We start from the raw sequence: 16707 nt of genomic DNA, 5'->3' as shown, positions 1-16707 counted from the left end.
CCTTAACGTACCAAAATATCGCTTAAAACGATTACCGTCCAAATGGTCCATGTGATTGCAATAAAGTGAGGCATTTCTTTGCCTTTAATTGCTTTGTATAAGAGTGCTGGAATGGCTGTTAGCGTAACAGGTAGTAGCACTAATACCAGTATTTTACGAATCACCAGTCCCCAGCCAGTTTGACTGAAAATGGGTGTTAGCTTTACGTTCACGTAAGTAAAAAACATATCAACATAAACGACGACAAGATGGGCGTATTTTGCAAATATGACTACCAGGATACTAAGCCCCAGGTAGATAAGACTTTGTCTTAGCATGTACTTCCTTCAAATGTTATTATTTTTATTAACGGTCCAGCTCATGTGCTAACTTCATGCGGACAAGCCTTTCAATTAGCCCTAAGCCTCACTTGAGTTTTTAGAGACCGAATTACCGGGGGGCAAGCCTCGGTAATTCGAAAGCAGTGTTTGTCAACTAAAAAATAGGGGTAATTTAACTGCCAAGTCGCGAGAAGCCTGTTTCGTGGCTTTACACTAATTCAATCGCCATTGCTGTTGCTTCACCACCACCAATACATAATGCAGCGATACCACGTTTTTTACCTTGATGCTTCAGTGCATAAAGTAGGGTAACTAAAACACGGGCACCAGAAGCACCGATTGGATGGCCTAAAGCGCACGCTCCGCCGTGAATATTAACCTGTTCTGGATTTAATTCAAGTTGTTGGATCGCTGCCATCGCAACTACTGCAAATGCTTCATTAATTTCGTACAAGTCTACATCATTTTGCTTCCAATTTGCTTTATTCATTACTTTGCGAATGGCATCGATTGGTGCTGTAGTAAACCATTGTGGAGCTTGTGCATGGGTTGCATGAGCTACAATGCGAGCTAACGGACGAATACCACGCTTTTCTGCTTGAGCGGCAGTCATTAGGATTAAGCTAGCTGCGCCATCAGAAATTGAGCTTGAGTTTGCTGCCGTGACGGTACCATCTGCTTTAAATGCGGGTTTTAATTGCGCAATTTTAGACAGTTTTGCCGCATCCGGACCTTCATCAGTGGCCACACTGACATCCCCTTTGCGCGTATTGATGGTTACGGCAGCAATTTCCTCAGCAAAAGCCCCACTTTCAATTGCTTTTAATGCTTTGCTCATTGATTGAGCTGCATATTCATCTTGTTGCTCACGGGTGAATTTGAAATGAGTAGCTGTTTCTTCTGCAAAACATCCCATAAGTTGGCCACGAGCATAGGCATCTTCGAGCCCATCAAGAAACATATGGTCTTTAACTTCTCCATGTCCTAGGCGATATCCTGCACGCGCTTTAGGTAATAAGTAGGGCGCATTAGTCATGCTTTCCATACCACCAGCTAAAACAATATTTGCTGAACCGGCTTTAATTAAGTCATGGGCTAGCATTACTGCTTTCATCCCAGAACCACACATTTTATTGAGGGTAGTTGCACCTGCTGAATCAGGAACACCCGCTTTGATTGCAGCTTGTCTTGCTGGAGCTTGGCCTATACCCGCCTGGAGTACGCAACCACTAATTACTTCTTCAATTTCAGCAGGATTAATGCCTGATTGCTCTAAAGCTGCTTTATGAGCAATTGCATTTAATTCTGGTGCGCTTAGCGCAGAAAGAGTGCCTAATAAACCTCCCATAGGCGTTCTTTTAGCTGCAACAATTACTATGTCATTCTGATCCATGTCACTATTCCTTATGCTGTTTCTTTAAAAAGTTCACGTCCAATAAGCATTCTTCTGATTTCAGAAGTGCCAGCCCCAATCTCATACAGCTTAGCATCACGTAATAGACGACCCGTTGGATACTCATTAATGTATCCATTGCCACCTAGAATTTGAATTGCCTGTAATGCCATTTGTGTTGCTTTTTCCGAAGCATACAAAATCACACTTGCAGCATCTTTACGGCTGACGTTCCCACAATCACAGGCTTTAGCAATTGCATATAAATAAGCTCTACTTGCATTTAAATCTGTATACATATCCGCTAATTTGCCTTGGATAAATTGAAATTCACCGATAGGTTGTTCAAACTGTTTACGTTCATGCACATAAGGTAGAACAACATCCATACAAGCCTGCATAATGCCTACGGAGCCTGCTGCAAGAATAGTACGTTCGTAGTCAAGGCCACTCATCAGTACTTTAACACCCTGATTTATTTCGCCTAAAACTTGTTCGACAGGAACTTCGCATTGTTCAAATACTAATTCACAGGTGTTTGAGCCACGCATTCCTAGCTTATCCAGTTTTTGAGCGGTTTTAAATCCAGGCATTCCTTTTTCAATTAAAAAAGCGGTGATGCCTTTACTGCCTGCCTGCTTGTCTGTTTTAGCATAAACAACTAAAACATTGGCATCAGGGCCATTGGTAATCCACATCTTGGTACCATTGAGAATGAATTTGTCGCCGGAAGCTTGAGCGTGTAATTGCATACTGACTACATCAGAGCCTGAATTGGATTCACTCATTGCTAGAGCGCCAACAAATTCCCCGCTAATAAGTTTAGGCAAATATTTCTCTTTTTGCGTAGTATTGCCGTTTAAATAAATCTGATTGACACATAAATTGGAGTGAGCACCATAACTTAAGCCGACTGAGGCTGAGGCGCGAGAAATTTCTTCCATGGCAATGGCATGAGCAAGGTAGCCCATATTGGCGCCGTCGAACTCTTCACCGACAGTAATACCCAATAAGCCCATATCACCTAATTTTCGCCATAAATGATTAGGAAAAGTATTACTTGCATCGATTTCTGCAGCTAAGGGAGCTATTTCAGTACGTGCAAATTGACGAACGCTGTCGCGTAAAAGATCATACGTTTCGCCTAATTGGTAGTTTGGCCCAGTATACATAGGTGACTTCCTATAATTTTTGTAAATGTACTAACTATACCCAATCGCATTGAAGTTGCAACCAGAATTTTTTCCTGTTTTTGTTCTTATCTCGTTATTGATTGACAAATTATTATCTTCATACCAAATGTGGGATTTTGTGCAGTGACATAAAGTGTTTCAGTTGGACTGTTCGGGGGACAAAACGAGAAAAACAAAATCATTTTGGGTGATATTAGAATGGAACAGACCTATTAATTCCATGAATGTATTAAAGAAAGGTGAAAATTTATCGCGTAAAGGTTAGCATACGCTACCTTGATTAAAACGGATATAGATTTCCAGCACGGTAGCATTATTTATGACGAAAATAATAATCGGTTTTTTTTGTGGTACGGATTATATTCGCAAAAATGATAAGCTCTATGAGAGCCTTCGTTCTAACGTTAATGTAAGTAAGACAACCTTACTGGCTTATGATGGCTGCCAGAGTCACGGAGGACTATTTGCGATTGGAATACAAAGTCAGGCTGATGCATTTATCACCGACTTAAAAAAAGAAATTGAATCTTTGGATAGTACAGAAAATATCCAAATTAATTTTATTGCGCATTCACATGGCTGTTTTTCTGTCTTATTAGCAATTAAAAAAATTCAAGCAACCCCTGAGTTAAGAGCGCGAGTTCGTATTACTGTAGATTTGCACGAGCTGGTCCCGCGTAATTTTCGTTGGTCTACAGCAATTGGCGGCAATTTAATTACAGCGAATATGGTTCATGATCTGAGTGATTGTGATTTAGTTAAACAAGCTCATCTGACCTTACACGAAAAAGGTTTAGGGTCCGCTGGATGGGATGCGTTCATTCCTAAATTTCATGCTGAAACAAAAGTTGAAGTAGAAGCCCTACCGGGTTGCTATGATGTTCAGCATAACGGACAAATTAGACCAGTGGTTGAACACTCCTCACTGTTTCAACTTGGGGCGGCGAAGACTATGGCTATCCTGGAGGCTGATGGTCATGATGTACGCTCTGATGGAGACACATTAAGACGTCAGCAAATTGATGCTTATAAAGATATGCTTATATGGGTAAAAAATAGGGGTATTCCATTTGAAGAACGAAATCTCCATTATGGAGGACATCTTATTGCAAATAATACAGAAAAAGAGACGCTGGAAGTAATTAATTGGCGGCATGCTCAATTAACCGCTGCTGTTCCAGAACATGTTCTTTATGGGGTTACTCATCCTTATTATAATTATAAAAAAACTGATCTAGAGCACTATTGCAATTTTACGTTGATACTTGATACCCATTTAGCAAATCATTCAGAACATGATGCTTTAGTTCAAGAGCTTAAAGATTGCGCTCAAACATACATTGCTGAGGGGCATACCGGTTTAGACTCGTTTTATACGGAATGTCAGAAATTTCTTAATAAGGCAGCAGTGCATGACCAACAGCTGGATATGGCTATCAATTCTTTGTGTGTGAATGGTTATTTTTTGGGGTTGTGCAAAGCTTTAGATGGGACTTCAGCAAACAATGCGATTCGTGGTAATTTGTTGGCTTTGGTCTCGATTTTAAAAGAAGAATTGAATTTTGAAATTGGCTTAGGAAAAAATATTGTTCTTATTAAAAATTCAGAAGCATTGATCGTTGCAAAAAATACGGCCACTTTTCTCAGTGCAATTTATACCCCCAATGTAAGTACGGATAGTATTCTTCTCGCAGCTGCGGATTACGTTAAAACAAATATCGCTTGTGGAAGACATTGGAGTGTGGGCAATAAGGTGCTTGCCAGTTTAGTTCTTGGTCTGGCCGCTGCCGTTGTTGGATGCATGGCGGGAGCGGTAATTGGTTTGGGTATTGGATTCGCTGCTGGAACAATTACGGCTTCTGGCACGTTTATAACTACACTTGTTAGTGCGTTTTTAGGTTGCTTTCAAGGGGCAATGATTACTGCAAGCGTTGTGGGCACTGCAGCGGGGCTTGCAGGTGGTGGCACGGCAGCTTATGGTTTTTTTGCGCTTTCAGCAAGAGAAATGCAGGTTCAAAAGCTGGCTGATGTGGTTATTAGTAACGAGGGACTTTCTCTAAGTAGTTGAGCATATTGATTATTACATAAAACTGTAGCGTGTATTAAACGTAGTCGTAATGCGGGTTATGTTTAATATGACGTTATCCCTTGCTTCATTTTCACCCATCTTTGATATTAATTTTATAAAAAGCTCCTTTACCTGATTTAAAAAATCGCCTAATCTTAAGCCAAAGTTGGAGGGCATAAACAAGCGTAGAAGGCTTAATGTCCTGCCGTAGCCTAGATAGAGCACTGTGCTCCATCCAGATTACAATCGAGATTTATATTTATAAGGAGAGTTGCTTATGCGGAAGTTAGTGCTCTGGGGACACAGTGTTGATGAATATCGTGAGATGTTTGACTTATCTCAAGAAGATATGAATTCCCGAATTTTAGAATATGGATGTGGCCCAAGTGCAGTTAATGTGCAACAATTTCATGAAGCGCATGAGGCTGTAAGTTGTGATCCTTTATTTGTTTTAGATAAAGATACCTTGTTCTCGAAAGCAGTGATGATTTTTTCCGAAATGGTACAGGAAGTACAAAAAGAACAGGATAAATTTGATTTTAGCGAATATGGTAGTTTGGATCAGTTAATTGAGAAACGCCAACGAGGCATGGAAGAGTTTTTTGCTGATTATGAGCAGGGCAAGGCTGAAGGCCGCTATTACGGTGCTGCAGATTATCATCTACCTTATCCAGATTTTTCCTTTGATTTTGCTTTGAGTGCTCATTATCTTTTTGCAGATTTGGAAGATCAAACATTAGATTTTCACTTAAATGTAATTCGCGAGTTGGCTCGTGTAGCAAAAGAAGTGCGTATTTTTCCACTTATTGATCGTGAAGGAAAAACTTCAGAGCTTTTAGGCTCCGTTTTACTGCAACTTCAACAGGAAAACTATGGTGTTGAAGTCAGGGAAGTGGATTATCATTTGCATAAAGCAGAAAATGCGATGCTTCGAGTGTGGGCGCAGAAGTGTGATGTCTAATTTGTATTCTATTGTACGCCCTTTATTGTTTTGCATGAATGCTGAAAGGGCGCATTCTTTTAGCTTATCTGCCTTGCATTTTATCCCCCAGGCTTGTTTTAAAACAGCAAAGTCAAATCAGGTTCAGGCGATGGGAATACAATTCCCTCATGCCGTGGGTTTAGCAGCTGGATTAGATAAAAACGGCGAGCACTTGGATGCTTTGGCTAAAGTGGGATTTTCTTTTATTGAGTTAGGAACGGTAACACCTCGACCTCAAGAGGGTAATCCTAAACCGCGCTTATTTCGCATACCTCAAGCACAAGCTATTATTAATCGTATGGGATTTAATAATCAGGGTGTTGATGCTTTGGTTGCTCATGTGGAAAAAGCAAATTATCACGGTATTTTAGGCATTAATATTGGCAAAAATAAAGAGACGCCTTTAGAGCGAGCAGCGGAAGATTATCTTTATTGCTTGGATAAGGTGTATGAGCATGCTACTTATATAACCATTAATATATCGTCTCCTAATACTCCTGATTTGCGCCAATTACAGCAGAAGGCATATTTTGCCGATTTACTATCTCAATTACAGCAAGCACAAAAGCGTTTGGCTGATAAGTTTCAACGCCATGTTCCTTTGGTTGTTAAAGTATCTCCGGATGAAGAGCAGGAAACTCTAAAGCAAATGACGGAAGTGATTTTGGGTCATAGTATTGAAGGGATTATTGCAACGAATACGACTTGTTCTCGTGAAGGGCTAGCAAATTTGCCCTATGCTCAAGAAGTGGGGGGATTAAGTGGCCAACCTTTGCAGGAGCGTTCATTGCAGTGTTTGCGTTTGCTCAAAAAATATGTTGGTAATGCGGTAACCTTAATCGGAGTTGGTGGCATCAATAGCTGTGACAGTGCTCAAGCTAAGCTGGACGCCGGAGCTTCATTGGTGCAGGTATACAGTGGTTTGGTTTATCAGGGGCCTGGATTGGTTCATGAGCTGGTTGCTGGATTAAAAACAAAATGAAATGCATCACGAAAGATTTGGCCACCCAAATGGAAGGGTGTATTAAACAGACCCATATTGAAGTAACCAAGCAATATGCTCAAGGAAAAATATTAGATATTAATGGCGGAGCTGCTTGTTTTTCTGGGACGGATTCTTATTTATCTCAGGTAGTAGGGTGGGGATTTGGGAGTCTGCCGAAACAATTTAAGTCTGAAATAGAAGGCATTGAACAGTTTTATCAGGACCAAAATCATGGGCGCGTGGATATTGAGTTATGTCCTTATGTAGGGAATGAGCTAGCGCTTTTTTTAAGTAAGCGTGGTTATCATGTTACCGAGTTGAATAATGTATCAGCCTTGAATTTAAAAGCCTATGAACCAGTTGATTTCCGCTCCGACCCCTTTGATATTAAAGAAGTACATACATCTCAGTTAGATGAATGGGCTACACGAGTGGCTTTAGGTTTTGGTTATCCAGAGGCACGCGATCAATTTTTTCAATACGTACAGGCTAATGGTGTAAGGGCTTTTGCTGTGTATGATCAAGGAACGGTTATAGCCGGCGCTGTAATTGCTATGTATGGTGATTTTTGCGATTTAGGGGTGACTAGCACTTTGCCTATTTATCGAGGAAAAGGCTTACAAAAAAAGCTATTACATGCTCGGCTTAATTTTGCTAAAGAATTAGGTCTTTCTTGGGCAATAGTAACAACGGAGCCTGGTACTGTTTCTGACGCAAACATACAAAAAATTGGTTTTCAGTGCGCGTATACTCGGGTAAAAATGACCTGCACGTCCCTTACCTAAAGAGAGGCTCGTCATTTTTGAGTGGTGGCGTATCCATTAAGAAGGTAGGCTGGGCTGTTAAGCCCATAATTGGGAGTCGCTCAAACTGAGTTTGCTGGACTTAACAGCCCAACGTACACAAAAAAGATAAAAGCCCTCCAAACACCTAACCTATTGTTTTAATGTTAAAATAATTTAAAAAAAACAGGTTAATCGTGATCTTAGTGTATTGATCATTAGCACTTCGGGTTAATAAGCGATACAATCTGAGTCATTTACTAACAACTCAAAATCCTAATTGATGAAAACTAAACTTACGGTTAAAACCAGCGTCTTATATAAGCGTTTGCTTTCTTATGTCAAACCATTTTGGCCTGTTTTGGCATTAGGCATTGGCGCCAATATTTTTTATTCACTAATCGATGCGGGTTTTACGTACATGATGCGGCCATTTTTTGATAAAGGCTTTATTAACATCGACATAGAATTCATTAAAAAAATCCCCTATATTGTTTTAATCGGGATTACCTTAAGAGGATTGGTGAGTTCTCTGGGAAGTTATTGCATGACTTGGGTTGCTCGCTCTGTAGTTAAAGTGCTTCGAGAAAAAGTATTTACTCACGTATCCCGTTTACCTGCTGATTTTTATGACGAAGCCACTTCAGGCCAATTGCTTTCTAAAATTCTCTATGACGTAGAACAAGTAGCGCAGGTTAGTGCTGAGGCTTTAACCGATTTTGTACAAAACACGTGTTTGATTCTGGGATTATTGACCGTCATGATGGTCATTTGCTGGCAATTATCGCTGATGTTTTTATTAACCATCCCCTTTGTTGGCTTCATTGTTAGTTATACCAACAAACGTGTACGACGCATTAGTCATAAAGTGCAAAAAACGATGGGTGAAGTAACCGAGATTGCTAGTGAAGCAATTGATGGTTATCGAGTGGTTCGTATTTTTGGTGGCCTTGATTATGAAACTGCAAAATTTAGTAAGGCAATAGAGCGTTCACGACAAAATGACATGAAGGTTGCGGTGAGCAAAGCAATTAATGTGTCTGGTGTGCAAATCGTGATTGCGATTGGCATTGCAGCCATCATTGCTGCGGCGATTCAACTTTCCACTGTGGTGATTGTCTCTGCGGGCTCTTTCTTAGCGATTATTGCAGCGATGTTGCAATTAATTAAACCAATGAAAACCCTAACGACCTTAAATGCAGTAATTCAAAAAGGGTTAGCTGGGGCTGAGAGTGTATTCAATTTATTAGATCAACCAATTGAGCGCGAGGAGGGCACAATACTAGCCCAAAGAGCACAGGGTGCAATTGCGTTTAAACATGTTTCCTATGCATACCGTAAAGGGCAACAGGTATTACATGATGTAAGCTTTACTGCTGAGGCAGGCAACACTATCGCCTTGGTAGGGCATTCGGGAAGTGGTAAAACAACAATTGCTAGTTTACTACCGCGTTTTTATGAAATATCTCAGGGTGAGATTACTCTCGATGGCATGCCAATAAGCCAAATTAATTTACGTAGTTTGCGTGAACAAATGGCTTTGGTTAGTCAAAATGTTACCCTTTTTAATGATACTTTAGCGAGCAATATTGCTTATGGCCGTTTGAATGTAAGCCGAGAGCAAATTGTTCATGCAGCGAAGTTGGCTTTTGCTGATGAGTTTATTAGTAAATTACCCGAGGGATATGATACACGTGTTGGTGAAAATGGTGTTTTACTCTCTGGCGGACAACGACAACGAATCGCGATTGCACGCGCTATTTTAAAAGATGCTCCTATATTAATTTTGGATGAAGCCACCTCGGCGTTAGATAGTGAATCAGAACGTTATATTCAAATCGCTTTGGAAGAGGTAATGAAAAATCGCACCACTTTAGTTATTGCTCATCGACTTTCTACCATTCAGCATGCAGATAAAATTATTGTGATGCAACATGGGCGAATCGTAGAAGAGGGTGCCCATCAAGAGCTTTTAGCATTGCAAGGACATTACGCGCAATTGCACGGGGTGCAACAAACTAATTTACGATATGAGGAAGCCTTAATTTGATGTCTTCATTCATCGAGAATTTATGGTATGGAAACCATGCGTTGCGATGGGTTCTTAGCCCTTTTTCTTGGGCTTATCAAGGCATTGTTTCCTTTCGGCGTTGGTACTTAGAGCATTATTGCCAAATTAAATGCCCAGTACCCCTAATTGTCGTGGGTAATATTAGCGTAGGTGGGGTAGGTAAAACCCCTTTAGTTGTTGAGCTAGCTCGTCAACTCCAAGCCAAAGGATTATCTGTAGGTATCGTTAGCCGTGGTTATGGTGCAGCAATCAAAACTTTTCCTCATGAAGTTAGCATACAGGACGCTGCTAAAGATGTAGGGGATGAGCCCTTATTATTGGCGCAACGAACTCAATGCCCGGTGGTAATTGCCCCGAAACGAATGGATGCAGTGCAATATCTCTTAGAAAAGCACCAGTGCCAAATTATCATTAGTGATGATGGGCTACAACATTATCGCATGGGGCGTGCCATTGAAATTGCAGTAATTGATGGGACTCGAGGTTTGGGAAATGGTTTATGTTTGCCGGCTGGACCATTGCGGGAATCGGCTGCTCGTTTACGTCAGGTAGATTTTGTTATTGTAAACCAGGGTAGCTGGAAAAATGCGTATCCGATGCAGCTAAGGCCTGGTAAAATAACGCAACTTAGCACTGGCAAGGAAATAAATCCTGTGTCAGTTAGTGGAAAATGGGAAGCGATTGCAGCAATTGGGAATCCGCAACGTTTTTATTCCACTTTAAGCCAATTAGAGATAGAATTCGATACCTGTTCTTATCCCGATCATTATCAGTTTAAGCCGCAGGATCTGAACTATTTGAGCTCGCCTATTATTATGACCGAAAAGGATGCAGTAAAGTGTCGCTCGTTTAGTTCGGAGAATATGTATTATTTGCCCGTAGACGCAGTATTGGATGATGCATTTTGGAACGCATTGTGGTCACATCAACAGTTAAAAGGTTATTACTAATATGTTACCTATTCGACGTTGTGCTTTTTTATTTGGGATCTTATTGTTCATTAGTACAGGCTTATTTGCAGCTGCAACAGAAGAAATAAAACCTGAAAACAAACTTGTTGATCCAACTATTGGTAGTTGGACTTTTTCGGGAATGGTGAATAATGAAAGTGGTGATAAATACGGATATTTTTTTGAGATGCAACGCCAAGGCGAAAAGTTCCATACTAAAGCTGCACTGATTGATGGCCAAACCAATCAGTTAGTTTTTTTCTATGAAGGCAATGAAAAGATTGAACAAACCTCTACCTCTTCTTTAGATTGGCACGTTGGGCATTCATTTATTCGTTATAACCCAATTAATGACAGCTGGATTTTCGGAGTTAAAAAAGAGAATAAAAAAGGATTTAATTTTAAAGTAGATATGCTAAAACAAGAAAATCACAGCAGCGAAACTTTAGTTTTACGCCCTGGAGTTAAATTACAGGCGTTACAAACCAGCCAGCTCAATGGGCATATCCAAGTTGATGACAAAGAGCAATTTGTTACCGGAAATAAAACTTGGTTTGGCAAGTTAATCTTAAGTGAAGGCCAAAAAGATACTCATGACATTAGTACCACTTTTTGTCGTTTGAGTGATGATAATGGTTTTTACTCCGCGAATTTAAAAGAAAAAGATGCAACGAGTGCAGCCGTTGCGGGTTGGCTTGATCCTACTGGAAACCGGGTAAAAATGTCGCAGTTTGTTTCCATCAAATCTTTAGATAAAGATCAATGTGTTGTTAATGTAGGATTACCTAAGTTAACGTTAAAATTATTGAATACATTGAAGTCTGATGACTCATCTCATTCCATTGCGGGTTTCTCCAAAGAAAATAAAGGTGCTTTTTGTTTTGTTACGGAGCAATCATTTAAAGAACAGGTAATTGCGTAATAACATGTTTCGTCCCGTATTACGCTTTAATAATACGGGTGATTGTTTTTAATAAATCAAATTGAATGTGCTTCGCTCATGACTTCCAGATTACACTGCGTTATCTCTAGGCTATATTAGATTTGGCCGCGAGCGCACGTAAGCCCAACAAATTTGAAGAAATGAAGGTTTGTTAGGAATCTATAGGGTGATTCTCTCATTCTGAGGAGGTACCACCCTGTGGTTGCCTGATTTTTTGAACAGCATCCATGGCCTCATCAACCGCTTTCTTATATTGTGTTTCAGATTTTGAATAAATACCGAAAGAGCGTAACGCTTGTGTCAAAAAAGAATTTTTATCAAGTAGTCCAAAGAAGAGATGTTTTTGTAGCTGTTGACATTCATCTGCTGATAAATCGGTGGCATCTTTAATTATTTGCTCACATTTAGAAAGATTATCTTGCAGGTTAGCGGGGAGGAAATAAGTGCTATCCTGAAGGGGGGCTCTGAATACATTAACTGTTTTTTTTAATTGTTCTCTCACTCGATCAATAATTTCAGCTTTAGGAGCATCTTTATTATACCTGGTTTTAAGATGTTCTAGTCTACTGTCCAGCAGTTCTATGGATTCAATAACTGCATAAGTTTTCTGTTCAAATTGCTCTCGTATAAAAGTAACTTTATTTTCATCGAGTTCTTCGCGCAAAGAAAACGCATCTCTTGGTCTATTGCATAAGTCGGATAGTTTCGTAAGTCGATGCTCTTTAGGATCAAATGGCGCTTCATGATTGGTGTAAGTTAATTTTCCATCACTAGTTAGATGTTCAGCCCCACCTTCTTTACGTTGCGTGAAGTTTTTTAAGATAGTTAAATATTCTGCTGCAGGATAAGTTTTTTGAGCCCAGGGATCACAGATATAAGCAGAGCTTCCCCAGGTTTCAGGCTGTGCTTCACTGCTTTCGGGGGCTCGACCAATCACTAAAAAAGCATGATCGCCTCCACTAAGCGTGTATATCTCTGCATTTACATTTTCATAAGGAGCATGTCGGAGCACGTAGTCAAGTGCCATAAAAGCAAGCTCCTGACAGTTCCCTCTCATCCATCTCTTGCACGTATCAACACAACAATAAAAAGTGCGAAGGTTTGACTGTAATTTCAACGATGCAGTCTTCCAATTTAACTCTATTTCTTCCTCACGAAGCTTTCTTACTTCCATTTTGAGCTTATATCTAACATCAGGATGATAACTATTATTCCTGGTTTGTGTGCCTCCATCAGTAATGTGTTCTCTTGCATATTTGCAAGCATTTATTCCTATTGACTTTATTAATTCATCCATGTTAACCGTATTTTCCAAGGGGGCTAATTTCTCTGACTCCCCGAGTAATCTTTTCTTTAAGTTATCACTATATTCGTTACTCATGAAGAATTAAAGCCTTTAGATAAACAATAATGCTTTATATTTTAGCCAAAAGTAATAAAATTGTCCACTCTGGAGGCAAAAGAAATCAATTGCCAATAGAAGAGATCTTTGTCCGTGACAAAAATCATTAAATTTTATATGGCTATATAACAAAGGGTGTGAGCGCTACTTTAGATTGGCACGTTGGGCATTTCATTAGTACTTTAACTCCTTAATTAATCGCTAAAACCGTACATTCGTCGTGAATAAACTCTGGAAATAATCGTTTAAATTGTGAAGAAAAGGTTTTAAGTTTAGGGCTATGCTCTACCGTTTGCCAATCTAAAGTATCTAAAGCGGTTCTCTCTATACATATCCTCAATAATTGCTGCGCTGCTTTTCGCTCCCTATCACTTAGTTCCGGCTTACTAAAGAACCAACAATATTGTTCCGAGCTTCTCACATCGCATTTTTTCAAAAACATTCTCAGTTCCACAGTAAGGTTTATAATTTGTTCCTCACGTTGCGCTGATGCTTTGATTTCTTGAATAGGAATGTTTAAACACCTGCTTTGCAAATCCCAAACCTTATTACATAACGAGAGACTACTTTCGATCATTTGCTCGTTAGCTTGCGGTAGAAACCAATGAATGAATCGGGTCCAAAAGGAAGAGTGCTGCTTTGCATGATAGTGCACTTGAGCAATCATGCGAATTATAAGTGGAGACCAGGTTCGAACATTTTCAAAATCCCCGTGCTGAACAAATTGCTCTAATAAATTAACCAATTGACGTAATTTTTTTAATTCCAAACTAAAATCACGCTGATTTTTTCGCATGATTCGCTCTAGCCAACTACCATAAGCCTCTGTTTGTATTACTATACTGAATTCATGCAATAAATCTTTCGTGATTGCCTTAGCTAAATGCTGATGATAAGGATTACTTTTTTGCATAAATAAATCTAATTTTTGCGAAAAAGATAAGCCCTCAATTACCTCAGACTCAATCAGATTATGATTATTTTCAGGATCACCTAACTGCTCATCCGTTAATGAAATTTGATGGATATTTTGCTCTAATGTATCTGCTAAACGGCGCACGATTACAGTGACCTGATGTTCTTCAACGTCCATAACACTTAGGTGATAAGTTCGATTAGGGAACACTTTATTCAGTTGAACTCTTACTAATGTAAGCACCTCATCTGCTTGTTCTCTTCCTCTGCAGAACCAGCGTTCTTCTAAGGGGACAGTGACTTGATGCACTGATATGTATTGGTTGATGTTTTCATGAAGCAATACGCCCATTAGTTGTTTTACTGATGCATGCTCTTGTGGGGGATCTGGCCAAGATACCATATCGGTGTGCGCATAGGGTTTCGCTTGTGCTTGGGGTCCTAAAGCTATCAATGAGACATCATACTGCTGTGATGCCTTTAATAGCTGTTCTTGAGTAATGTAATGAGTATTCTGTTGTAGTTTATTGGATGTGTTTTCTGGGAATAAGTCATCCAGAATAATAATAGTGCCATGAGCTGCATCTTCTAATAAACAGGGGCTTCCATTCAAATTCAGTCCTTGATAATAATAGGTATTCCAAATAGCTATTTGGCTATCACCTGATAACTTACCAAGAAACTTTGTCCAATATCTAAGTTGTTGCTTGGTCGTATTGCAATTAATAACTAATATAAATTTGTTCGCCGGAGGGGAATATTGAGGGCTGAGCTGTCCGGTTATTGTTTGCCTTTGAATCGGTGTTTTTGTATCACTGCGATTAATTGGCTGTAAATACAGGCTCATATGATAAGTTTGTTGTTCACCGAGCTCCGCGTCTGGTTTAAAGGATTCATTATAGGTTATTTGATGATTTTCCTGCGGTCCTAATAAGGAAATGTGCTCAGAAACTAAAGTAGAATTAGTATCAACGGCCGTCATCTCAACTAATAGTTCACGTCCAGCATATTTTCCCAGAGGCTTTATGCCAATATTTTCTATCGTTGCTTGCAACCAGTGAGATTCATCTTTCGCAATAGAGAAATAAATTGGTTGGGGCTCTAGCAATACCGGATATTGTATGTTTAGAACATCGTTAGCCCAGCTGTGTTGAAATGGCTGATTAAGGCGAGTATTTTGTGCTGCCACATTAACCTTTGCAGTAGGTTTGTACGGCTCATTTCCAGTATGACTGTGTGGTTCTCTTATGCGAAACCGCAAAGGAGTTAAATCACTAGAGTGTGTTGTACCAGCCAGAATACTACCCGTAACGCTACCTGTTTGTATTAACTCCAAAAGCTCATTATTTTCTAACGTTAACGGAATTAATTCAGGTGGGGATATCATTGTTGTGCCGGTGTTTTCAATCCCATAGAGTGCGGTAATGACATCGCCTGGTTCCCATACTCCACTACCTTCAGCAGATTGAAAGTGAATAGCTCGCGTAATTAATTTATAGGGCTCTAGATGAAGTGATTCCGTCTCTTTATGCATAACATGAAAGTGAATCTGGCCTGTTTTTCCTTCTGCCCCTGGGTGTAAAGGGTAGGTGTAAGCACCTCCATCGAAACCATCACGACCATTGAATCCCCCAGAAGAATAGTGATCACGATAGTGTGTCTCGCTTACTACACGGCTATGGCTATTTCCTTCGGTATCGGTCCAATGTTCTGTACGATCTACTGTATAGGGCTCTCTCCAGGAATAAGATGCTCCACCACGTCCTCCTTGCCCACCACGTCCACCCAGCCCATGTCTTCCTGCTTTTCCTGGGATACCTGCCGATACATCTATTGAGGAAATTGCATCTAAAAGTGCTAAATTTTCATGCTTTACGCAAACATCGACTTTGCCGCCATTGCCTGCTGAGCCACCATTAGTACCGGCTTTTCCATGCTCCCCATTTTCACCGGGACTACCACTCTTTCCAGAACGGTACCTATCTGCATCACATCCATCAATACCGGGAGAGCCATCTTGACCGTCCGCGCCTATTTCCCCATCAAGGCCATTACCACCTAGGGCTAATAAACATAGCTTTTCATCAACAGGCATAGTGATGTTATGTGAGCCTGTTATCTCAATTGTCGCGTCATAGTTATCTTCAAGTTCAATGTTTATTTCACCAGCATCGCTGTGAATACCTGATACAGAAATTATTGGCATATCAAGTTGTCCTTCTAATAATAAGATACTGATTAAGGGGTAATATCAACTATTTGCTCCGGTGCTAATACGCCAGAAAAATATAATTCATAAGCATAACGATACAATTGGATATAAGCGCCACTATGACAATAGCCATCGTAGTATAAATCAATGAATAAAGAACGGTGAGGGGCAATAGCTACTTGATCATTTAGTCTTTGGTCATACTGAATCCAGGCGAAAGCTGGTTTATCGGTAAGATTATTTATGCGTAATTCACATTGAGCAATGGCGTTATAGTTGCAAAAGAATAGTACCATTCCTAGAATAAGTTGTCGTATGATAAAAGCCATTTGAACAATTTCCATTTAAAATGAGTTGAAATTTTACATTAAATTAAAGCTTTTGCAAAATGATAAAAAAATGGTCCCCGGATGGAGGCTGGGCTGAAAAGCCCGGAATTGGGAGTATCCTAAACTACTCTGTGCCATGCAACAGTACAGCCTACTCAGTGT

The 16707-nt window shown here is 40.0% G+C and carries 13 protein-coding genes; 7 read left to right on the top strand and 6 right to left on the bottom strand.

Annotation, left to right across the window (positions count from 1 at the left end; translation table 11 throughout):
- Positions 1-2: 2 nt before the first annotated feature.
- The 3 genes from E1P08_RS12375 to E1P08_RS12365 form a co-directional block, all read right to left on the bottom strand.
- Positions 3-317, bottom strand: a complete 315-nt coding sequence (locus E1P08_RS12375; RefSeq protein ID WP_133137322.1) for a hypothetical protein — start codon at positions 315-317, stop codon at positions 3-5.
- A gap of 211 nt (positions 318-528) precedes the next feature.
- Complete coding sequence (locus E1P08_RS12370) at positions 529-1713, bottom strand: acetyl-CoA C-acyltransferase (RefSeq protein ID WP_133137321.1); 1185 nt, start codon at positions 1711-1713, stop codon at positions 529-531.
- An 11-nt stretch (positions 1714-1724) separates the two neighbouring features.
- On the bottom strand, positions 1725-2885 hold the full coding sequence (locus tag E1P08_RS12365) for an isovaleryl-CoA dehydrogenase (protein WP_133137320.1): 1161 nt from the start codon (positions 2883-2885) through the stop codon (positions 1725-1727).
- 340 nt (positions 2886-3225) lie between these two features.
- On the opposite strand from E1P08_RS12365, the gene E1P08_RS12360 reads away from it, so the two are divergent.
- The 7 genes from E1P08_RS12360 (at position 3226) to E1P08_RS12330 (ending at position 11666) form a co-directional block, all read left to right on the top strand.
- Positions 3226-4974, top strand: coding sequence for a hypothetical protein (locus tag E1P08_RS12360; protein WP_133137319.1), 1749 nt, complete (start codon positions 3226-3228; stop codon positions 4972-4974).
- A 277-nt stretch (positions 4975-5251) separates the two neighbouring features.
- Positions 5252-5935: a hypothetical protein gene (locus E1P08_RS12355; protein WP_133137318.1), complete on the top strand. Its 684-nt coding sequence runs from the start codon at positions 5252-5254 to the stop codon at positions 5933-5935.
- 1 nt (position 5936) lies between these two features.
- The gene (locus E1P08_RS12350) at positions 5937-6938 is read left to right on the top strand and encodes a quinone-dependent dihydroorotate dehydrogenase (RefSeq protein WP_133137425.1); all 1002 of its coding nucleotides are present in this window, start codon (positions 5937-5939) and stop codon (positions 6936-6938) included.
- Positions 6935-7726 carry a GNAT family N-acetyltransferase gene (locus E1P08_RS12345; protein ID WP_133137317.1) on the top strand — a complete coding sequence of 264 codons (792 nt, stop codon included), beginning with the start codon at positions 6935-6937 and terminating at the stop codon, positions 7724-7726. Before E1P08_RS12350 ends, E1P08_RS12345 begins: the two co-directional genes overlap by 4 nt.
- Before the next feature lie 280 nt (positions 7727-8006).
- Positions 8007-9773, top strand: coding sequence for a lipid A export permease/ATP-binding protein MsbA (msbA, locus tag E1P08_RS12340; RefSeq protein WP_133137316.1), 1767 nt, complete (start codon positions 8007-8009; stop codon positions 9771-9773).
- On the top strand, positions 9773-10744 hold the full coding sequence (lpxK, locus tag E1P08_RS12335; protein ID WP_133137315.1) for a tetraacyldisaccharide 4'-kinase: 972 nt from the start codon (positions 9773-9775) through the stop codon (positions 10742-10744). The genes msbA and lpxK overlap by 1 nt, the downstream gene beginning before the upstream one ends.
- 1 nt (position 10745) lies before the next feature.
- Complete coding sequence (locus E1P08_RS12330; RefSeq protein ID WP_133137314.1) at positions 10746-11666, top strand: hypothetical protein; 921 nt, start codon at positions 10746-10748, stop codon at positions 11664-11666.
- A 196-nt stretch (positions 11667-11862) separates the two neighbouring features.
- On the opposite strand, the gene E1P08_RS12325 is transcribed toward E1P08_RS12330, so the two are convergent.
- The 3 genes from E1P08_RS12325 to E1P08_RS12315 form a co-directional block, all read right to left on the bottom strand.
- Entirely contained in the window at positions 11863-13068 is a 1206-nt protein-coding gene (locus E1P08_RS12325) for a hypothetical protein (protein WP_133137313.1), read from the bottom strand.
- Between the two features lie 211 nt (positions 13069-13279).
- Positions 13280-16210, bottom strand: a complete 2931-nt coding sequence (locus E1P08_RS12320) for a collagen-like triple helix repeat-containing protein (RefSeq protein ID WP_133137312.1) — start codon at positions 16208-16210, stop codon at positions 13280-13282.
- A gap of 32 nt (positions 16211-16242) precedes the next feature.
- The gene (locus tag E1P08_RS12315; protein WP_133137311.1) at positions 16243-16545 is read right to left on the bottom strand and encodes a hypothetical protein; all 303 of its coding nucleotides are present in this window, start codon (positions 16543-16545) and stop codon (positions 16243-16245) included.
- Positions 16546-16707: the final 162 nt, after the last annotated feature.

This window comes from Legionella rowbothamii, from assembly GCF_900639985.1.
GTDB classification, from domain to species: Bacteria; Pseudomonadota; Gammaproteobacteria; order Legionellales; family Legionellaceae; genus Legionella; species Legionella rowbothamii.
Note: the sequence above shows the minus strand (reverse complement) of the source record. Positions and strands in the feature narration are given on the sequence as shown.